Here is a 7,450-nt window from a genome sequence, read left to right as displayed (position 1 = left end):
CCCTCCGCGCGAAGTCCACGCCGAGTTCGAGAAGTTGCGAATCGCCGCGTGAAATAGACGGTCAGAAGCCTGTCCGGAAACTTCGTGGCTCCTCAGGCCCTTGGGCGGCCTCAGGCCCTGGCCGGCTTCGGGCGGCATTACGCTGGCTGACGCCATCCAGGACGGGGGATGCACGTTTCCCTGGAGAGCAGACCGGGCGTGCGGCGAACGAGAAGGCGTTGGGACGCCGGGCAACCCCCGTGGCCTAGGTGTATTGCCCTGCAGGGTTGTTGACACGGCTGATGGGTGGTCGACCATCGAGTGCTGTGTGACATCGGTGGTAGTTGTATGCGTGCAGGAAGTCCGCCAGGGCTGCCGTGCGTTCGGCGTTGCTGGCGTACGGGCGCACGTATGCCCACTCGTCAAGCAGCGTGCGATTTAAGCGCTCGACCTTGCCGTTCGTCTGGGGCGGTAGGGGCGTGTGCGTTTGTGGGTGATACCGGCTGCGCGGAGTGTCTGGGCAAACAGGTGTGATCTGTAGCAGGAACCGTTGTCGGTGAGGACGCGCTCAACGGTGATGCCGTGCGCGGAGAAGAAGGCGTTCGCGCGCTTCCAGAAGGAGGCCGCAGTTTCCTTGAGCTCGTTGGTCAGGACCTCGCTGTAGGCGAGGCGGGAGTGATCATCGATGGCTGTGTGGACGAAGCCGTAGCCGATCACGGGACTGCCGCTCTTGCGTGCGTTGGTCGTGACCTGCCGATTGCTGGTCGCCTGCTGGCGGGGCATGATCCGATGTCCGCCGCCGTCGGGGATGTTGCCGAGCCTCTTGATGTCGACGTGGACCAGTTCGCCGGGTCGCTCGCGCTCGTAGCGGCGAATGATCTGGCCGGTGGGGCGGTCCATCCAGCGCAACCGATTCAGCCGGTGGCGGGTCAGGACGCGATGGACCGTCGAAGCCGGCATGGACAAGATCGGCCCGATGCGAGCCGGGCCGAGCTTGCGCTCGCGCCGCAGCTCGCAGATGCGCTCCTCCATATCGGCGGGCGTGCGATTCGGTGTCGTCAGGGGTCGGCTGGAGCGGTCGCACAGCCCCGCATCACCTTCGGCGCGCCAGCGCCGGACCCACTTGTGTGCGGTGGTGCGGGAGATGCCCATTTCGTGGGCGACGTGAGTGACGGGCCTTCCGGCTCTGACCCTTTCGACCAGGAGCCGTCGGCCGTGAATGGTGAGTCGGGCGTTGCGGTGGGTCAAGGAATCCTCTGTCGTGGAACGGGCGATCAGGCGCGGTCAAGGGGTGGCAGGGCGCTGGCGGCGTAGCTCCACAACTGTTCGGCGGTCTCCGGGTGCAGGGCGTGCGCGGCGACTCCGGGGCTGGTCCCGTCTGTGATGACGGGTGCTTCCTGGTTGTCCTCGAAGTAGCGGCCGGTGATGCCCTGGAGCAGTGGGGACGCGGCGAGGAGCACGCTGGTGGCGGCGCCCTGGGCGGGCGTCTTGTAGTGCGGCTGCTCGATGCGGTTGCCGTCCTGGTCGGCGGCCCCCATCGCCTGCAGGGTGGCGAGGTCGATGTGGCGTTGGAGGTTGGTCGTGATCCAGCCAGGCATGAGGGCGTTGGCCGTGATGCCGTCGTCGGCCCAGCGATGGGCGATGCCGACGGCGAGGAGTACGTCGGCGCTCTTGGAGCGGCCGTAGGCGGCCCAGGGGTCATAGGGTGTGTGCTCGAACTGCGGGTCGTCGAGATCGACCGGGTGGTTACGGTGTGCCCCGGAGCTGACCACCACGACGCGGGCGGCTCGTGCCGCACGGAGGGCGGGGTGAAGCCCGGCCGCGAGGGCGAAGTGGCCCAGGTAGTTGGTGGCCAGCTGCAGTTCCCATCCTTCACGGGTCCGCTCCAGATGGGGCACGGCCATGATTCCGGCATTCGCGACGAGGATGTGCAGCGGTCCGTGCCAGGCGGCGGTGAGCGAGCGCACCGACTGCAGGTCGCTCAGGTCGAGTCGGGCGGCGCGGACCGTGCCGCGCCATCCTTCCTTCTCCGCGGCGGTGGCGAGTTCCTGGACGCTGTCCGGGCGGCGCACCGCGACGGTGACGTCCGCGCCGGCTCGTGCCAGCGCTCGTACGGTTTCGGTGCCGATGCCGGAGGCTCCGCCGGTGACGAGGGCCCGCCTGCCGCTCAGATCGACTCCTTCGAGCACTTCGTCGGCGGTTGTGCGGGCGCTGAAGGGGGTGTTGACGCGCTCAGGCATCGTGGTCCTCCTGGTGGCCGAGAAAGGTCATGATGCGGTGCAGTTCCGCGGGCAGGTCGCCGGGCTTGCGGGCGGTGAAGATGTTGCGGTCCTGGATGACCGGCTCGTCGATCCAGGTGCCGCCTGCCGCCTCGATCTCCGGGCCGACCTCGGGCCATGACGTGAGGCGCAGTCCGTCGACCAGGCCGGCTGAGACCAGGACCTGCGGGCCATGGCAGACCAGGCCGATCGGCTTGTGGGCGGTGGCGAAGGCGCGGATGAAGTCGAGCGCGGCGGGGTCCGTCCTCAGCTGCGTGGGGGCGAGGCCGCCGGGCACGTAGAGCAGGAGGTAGTCGGCCGCGTCGGTGTCGGCCAGGGGCTGGGTGTGCTGGATGCCGAATCCTCGGAAGCCGGTGAGCGGCCCGCCCGAGGGAGTGATCACATCGACCCGGTAGCCGGCCTCGACGAACCGGTAGTACGGGTAGAAGAACTCGACTTCCTCGACCTTGTCGGCGGTCAGGACTGCGATGCGGCCCCTGCTGGGTTCCTCGGTCGCGACGGCGACGCGGTTGTCCACGGCGGGCAGTGTGTCGGACATGACCAGGCTCCGGATCTTCGGGATGGCTTCTTTCACGGTCTAACCTAGATCGCAGAAAGGAGACGCAATATGGTCAGCAGTCCAGAAGAGTTCATAGATCGTCCAAGTGCGCTGGATCCCGTCGAGGAAGTCCTCGCGCTGACGGGCGTACGGGCCCAGCTGGCCTCCACACTGGTCGGACACGGCGACTGGTCACTGGTCTTCCCGGCGCCGGCCGGCGCCAAGTTCAATGCCGTGACCGAGGGGAACTGCGTCCTCACCGTCGCTGGCGAAGACCCGCTCGCGCTGCGCGCGGGAGACGTCTTCCTGCTGACGCGGCCGGTCGAGTTCGTCCTGTCCACCTCGGCCGCGGTCCTGCCGCAGCCGGCCCATCCGTACTTCCGCGGCGGCAACCGGCGCTCGGCGGTCGTCGGCCCCCGGACGGAGCCCGTGTCCGCCCGCCTGATCGGCGGCAGTTTCGTCTTCGACGGACGGGCCCGTCAGCTTCTGCTGGACTGGCTGCCCCCGCTCATCCACCTGCCGCGCAACGCGGCCGGCGCCCCAGCCGTGCAGCGGACACTCGACCGCGTCGACCGTGAAATGAGCGACAACGGTTTCGGTGGGCGACTCATCGCCCAGCACCTCGCCATGATCATGCTGGTCGACCTACTGCGCCACCTGGTAGCAACCGGAGGGCAAGGCAGGAGCTGGCTCCACGGCCTGACTGAACCGGTCACCGCGGCGGCGCTGCGGGCCATGCACGCGGATCCGGCCCACCCATGGACCGTGCAGCAGCTCGCGGACAGCGCCCATGTGTCCCGCTCCACGCTCGCCGCCCGGTTCAAGAAAGCCGTCGGACAAGGACCACTGGAGTACCTCACGCAGTGGCGCGTCGAGGTCGGCGCCGACCGCCTGGCCCATACCGACCAAAACATCGCGACCATCGCCCGGTCCGTGGGCTACGGATCAGAGGCTGCATTCAGCCTCGCTTTCAAACGGGCGACAGGCCAGGCACCAGGCACATACCGCCGACAGGCACGCTCAGGCTCCTGAACTCACCGAAACGCACGGCACCTTCACGACCCACTAAAGCGAAGAGGACGTCGAGCAAGAAACACACGGCGTGTCAACAACGCTCGTGGTCAATACACCTAGGCGAGGGCCTGCCGACCGCCTGAAGCCAACGCCCGCCGCGTGAGGATGGCTTTGACGATCGGCGTCATGCGGTTGGGGTTGCAGCGGGATCTGCGGAAGATCCGCCAGGACTTCAGGCGTGCGGCGCCGCGTTCGACCGGTGCCCGTGCCGCCGCCAGGGCCCGGTTGACGGTCTTCTCGGTGAGGGTGAGTTCTTGAAGGGGCCTGCGTTCGATGCCGGTGGTCACCCAGGGGCCGCCGCCCTGATAAGCGAGATCGGCCAGGATGGGGACGCCCTGGCGCTCGCAGATGCGGATGATCCGGTGGGTACGGGCTGGGGGCACCCCCTCTGGGGGACGGTCAGGTCGTGAGCCCGGCCCGGCAGCGCGGGTGACAGCCACAGCAGCCGGCCGTCCGGATCGGTGACCACCTGCACGTTCACTCCACGCCTGCGGTGCTTGTGGGAGTAGTCGGCCCGTCCGTCGCCGACCCGGTCGCACTCGGCGAGCGTGCCGTCCAGCAGGACGAAGTCCGCGTCGGCCTCGCGCAGGACTTTCGGCAAGCCCGGCACGCGTTCGGCGAGCAGGTCGATGACCTGGCTGGTGTAGGCGTGGGCGGTGGACTCGCTGATCCCGAACCCGGCAGCGGTCTTGGCGAGCGTGGTGTGTTCGCGCAGGTACACCAGTGCCACCATCGCGTGCTGGGACAGGCGGAGTTTGCAGTGCCGGTCGCCCTCACGGGTGACGGCCAGCATGGTCACCCTCCACGAGGGCATGGGGCAGGTCGAATGCGGCAGGACGGACGACCAACGAGGCCCCCGGAGCAGCGTGGTTGAGACGTCAGACATCTCGATCAACAGCTCGGGGGCCTCGCTCGTTGCGCTTCGCGGCCTGTCGCCTGATCAGGGACCAGCTCGAAGAAGCTCAATGAGCGGTGTGCACCTTCACGATGCACACCGCTCGGTGGCTGTCAGGCGAACACGGACAGGAGGAGCGCCATGCCGAGGCCGAGCACGCTCACCAGGGTCTGCACCACGGTCTGTGTCTTCGTGGCCTGAGTGAGATCCATGCCGAAGGATTCCTTGACCAGCCAGAAGCCTGCGTGGTTCACGTAGTTCAGCCCGAGGGAGCCTGCCCCGATGGCCACCACGAGCAGTGATGCCTCCAGGCCGCCTCCGCTGACCATGGGGGCGATGATGCCGGTGGCGGAGACGATGCCGACGGTGGCGGAACCGGTGGTCAGCGACAGCAGGAGTGCGATCAGCCAGCCCAGCACAATGACGTTCAGATGCGCCCCCTTGGCGGCGGAGGCGATCGCGTCGCCGATGCCGGAGTCCTGGAGAACCTGCTTGAACGCACCACCGCCACCGATGATGAGCAGGATGGCGGCGATGGACTTCAGGCTGTCCGTCAGGGATGCGCGGACCTCCTCGCCGGAGCGGCCCGTGCCCAGAGTGGTCACGCCGAGAGCGAAGAGCAGCCCGGCGAGCATCGCCACGACGGGCTCGCCCAAGAAGGTCAGCGCGGAACTCAGGGTGCTCGTCTCGTCGAGCACCGTTTCGGCGAGGGTACGCAGCAGCATGAGGGCGACAGGGACGAGCACCGCGGTGATGGCCAACCCGGTCGGTATCCCGGAACGGGACGTGACGTCCGTATCCGCCGATGACGCATTCGAAGCGCCGACCGTCACGCTGACAGGCGACTTCTCTCGGACAGACTGCGACGCACCCGTGAACTGCGCGACAAGAGCCTCGTCCGGGCGAACCTCGGCAAGGCGCGGCGCGATCCAGCGGGCGTAGACGGGGCCGGCCAGGATCACGGTGGGGACGGCGCAGACGAAGCCGACGACCATGGTGAGGCCCAGGTCGGCGTGGAGACCGGTCATGGCGGTGAGCGGTCCCGGGTGCGGCGGCAGCATGCCGTGCAGGGTGGACAGCGCGGCGATGGCCGGTACGCCGAGCAGGACGTACGGGGAGCCCTTCGTGCCGCCCTGGGCCTCCAGCCTGCGCGCCACGCTGAAGATCAGCGGCAGTAGCACGATCAGGCCCACCTCGAAGAACATCGGGATGCCGATCACGAACGCCGCGGCCGTGACCAGCCAGGGCAGCCTGCGGGTGCTGGAGCGGTCGATCAGGGCGTGGGCGAGGGCGTCGGTGGCGCCCGAGTCGGACAGCAGGCGCCCGAGCATGGCGCCCAGGGCCAGTGTGATGCCCACGTCCCCGAGGGTGCCGCCGGCACCGTCCTCAAGGGAGGCCACCAGTTTGGCGGCGGGCTCGCCGGCGGCGAGGCCGGTGCCGACAGCGACGACGATGAGCGCGACGAACGGATGGATGCGCAAGCGGGAGTTGATGAGGTAGATCAGGGCCGTGATCGCGATGGTGAGGATGAGCAGCAACCACCAGGTGTGCGTGGTCATGCGGGTGCCTTTCGATGGACAGGTGATGGGCATGGCGAAGTGAGCCGCAGCGCAGAAGGGTGGTGCGGCTGGTGTCAGGAGGGGCGGGCGGTAGCCCGGTCAGTCCAGTCCGAGATCCCTGACGAGACGGGCCACTGATGTGTCCTGTTCGGACAGGTAGGCGGCGAAGGCGTCGCCGGTGGTGAACGCGTCGGTCCAGCCATGGCGGCGGAGTTCCGCTTTCCACTGCCGGGACCGGTGCATCGCTGTCAGCGCTTCGATCCACCGCTTCCGGTCGGCGCCTTTGATGCCGGGCGGCGCCACGACTCCCCGCCAGTTGCTGAAGACCAGGTCGATGCCGGACGCCTTGAGGGTCGGTACTCCGGGCAGTGCGTCGATCGGTCGTGGGCTGGTCACCGCCAGGACCCTGAGCTGACTTGCGTCGATCTGGTCGAGGAACTCGCCGAAGCCGGTGGTGGCGAAGTCGACCTTGCCGTCGAGGAGAGCGGGCAGCAGGTCGCCGCCACCGCCGCCGTAGGCGACGTAGCCGACCCGGTGCGGGCCGATACCGACGGCCTTGGCCAACTCCATGGCCAGCAGGTGGTCCGGTCCGCCGGGTGAGGATCCGCCCCCTACCTTCAAGCGCGGGGGGTTCCTTCTCCAGGCGGCGATCAGATCGCCGATCGACCGGTAGGGCGAGTCACGGCGCACGACCACCGCGCCGGCCTCCTCGACCAGCCGGGCCAGCGCAGTGGTCTCGATGATGGACGCCTTCGTGTGCGCCACGTGTGACGCACCGATCACTCCGAGACCCATCTGCAGGACGAGCCTGCCGTTGCCCCGCTCGTTGACGATGCGCTGCAGGCCGACCGTGCCGCCTGCTCCCGGCAGGTTGAAGACCTGCACGCCGGAGTCCACGCCGGTCTCCTGCAGCACGCGGGCCACTGTCCGGGCCGTGGTGTCGTATCCGCCACCGGGGGTGTTCGGAACCATGATCCGCAGCCCGGTGTCGGCCGGTTCCCCGTCGGGCAGCACCTGGCACCCGGTGACGAGAAACAGTGACAGCGCGAGGAGGGCGCCGCGAAGGGCGTGCGAGCGACCTCTCATGGCACCTCTCTTCCGCAGCCGTCGCGATGGACGTCATGAT

The 7,450-nt window shown here is 68.4% G+C and carries 5 protein-coding genes and 2 pseudogenes; 1 reads left to right on the top strand and 6 read right to left on the bottom strand.

Annotated elements, in window-relative coordinates:
• Positions 1–244: 244 nt before the first annotated feature.
• The 3 genes and pseudogenes from ACFY0P_RS50600 to ACFY0P_RS50590 form a co-directional block, all read right to left on the bottom strand.
• Positions 245–1,227, bottom strand: a pseudogene (locus ACFY0P_RS50600) (IS481 family transposase).
• Between the two features lie 26 nt (positions 1,228–1,253).
• A complete protein-coding gene (locus ACFY0P_RS50595; protein ID WP_388929268.1) occupies positions 1,254–2,219 on the bottom strand; it encodes an SDR family NAD(P)-dependent oxidoreductase in 966 nt (321 codons plus the stop codon).
• Positions 2,212–2,796, bottom strand: a complete 585-nt coding sequence (locus ACFY0P_RS50590; RefSeq protein WP_388929267.1) for a type 1 glutamine amidotransferase domain-containing protein — start codon at positions 2,794–2,796, stop codon at positions 2,212–2,214. Before ACFY0P_RS50590 ends, ACFY0P_RS50595 begins: the two co-directional genes overlap by 8 nt.
• A 69-nt stretch (positions 2,797–2,865) precedes the next feature.
• On the opposite strand from ACFY0P_RS50590, the gene ACFY0P_RS50585 reads away from it, so the two are divergent.
• A complete protein-coding gene (locus tag ACFY0P_RS50585; RefSeq protein WP_388929266.1) occupies positions 2,866–3,828 on the top strand; it encodes a cupin domain-containing protein in 963 nt (320 codons plus the stop codon).
• Positions 3,829–3,926: 98 nt separating this feature from the next.
• Here ACFY0P_RS50585 and ACFY0P_RS50580 read toward each other — a convergent pair.
• The 3 genes and pseudogenes from ACFY0P_RS50580 to ACFY0P_RS50570 all read right to left on the bottom strand — a co-directional run bounded on the left by ACFY0P_RS50580 (position 3,927) and on the right by ACFY0P_RS50570 (position 7,410).
• Positions 3,927–4,718, bottom strand: a pseudogene (locus ACFY0P_RS50580) (transposase family protein).
• Positions 4,719–4,878: 160 nt separating this feature from the next.
• Positions 4,879–6,324, bottom strand: a complete 1,446-nt coding sequence (locus ACFY0P_RS50575; RefSeq protein ID WP_388929265.1) for a GntP family permease — start codon at positions 6,322–6,324, stop codon at positions 4,879–4,881.
• 99 nt (positions 6,325–6,423) lie between these two features.
• Positions 6,424–7,410: a Bug family tripartite tricarboxylate transporter substrate binding protein gene (locus ACFY0P_RS50570; RefSeq protein WP_388929264.1), complete on the bottom strand. Its 987-nt coding sequence runs from the start codon at positions 7,408–7,410 to the stop codon at positions 6,424–6,426.
• Between the last annotated feature and the right edge of the window lie 40 nt (positions 7,411–7,450).

Origin of the sequence: Streptomyces sp. NPDC001714 (genome assembly GCF_042892755.1) — a bacterium.
Classification (GTDB): Bacteria; Actinomycetota; Actinomycetes; order Streptomycetales; family Streptomycetaceae; genus Streptomyces.
This window is presented reverse-complemented; position numbering and strand designations above follow the sequence as displayed.

Bases quoted from the DNA above. Each gene is read 5' to 3' on its own strand.
- ACFY0P_RS50595 (WP_388929268.1), bottom strand. From the start codon at position 2,219: ATGCCTGAGCGCGTCAACACCCCCTTCAGCGCCCGCACAACCGCCGAC.
- ACFY0P_RS50590 (WP_388929267.1), bottom strand. From the start codon at position 2,796: ATGTCCGACACACTGCCCGCCGTGGACAACCGCGTCGCCGTCGCGACC.
- ACFY0P_RS50585 (WP_388929266.1), top strand. From the start codon at position 2,866: ATGGTCAGCAGTCCAGAAGAGTTCATAGATCGTCCAAGTGCGCTGGAT.
- ACFY0P_RS50575 (WP_388929265.1), bottom strand. From the start codon at position 6,324: ATGACCACGCACACCTGGTGGTTGCTGCTCATCCTCACCATCGCGATC.
- ACFY0P_RS50570 (WP_388929264.1), bottom strand. From the start codon at position 7,410: ATGAGAGGTCGCTCGCACGCCCTTCGCGGCGCCCTCCTCGCGCTGTCA.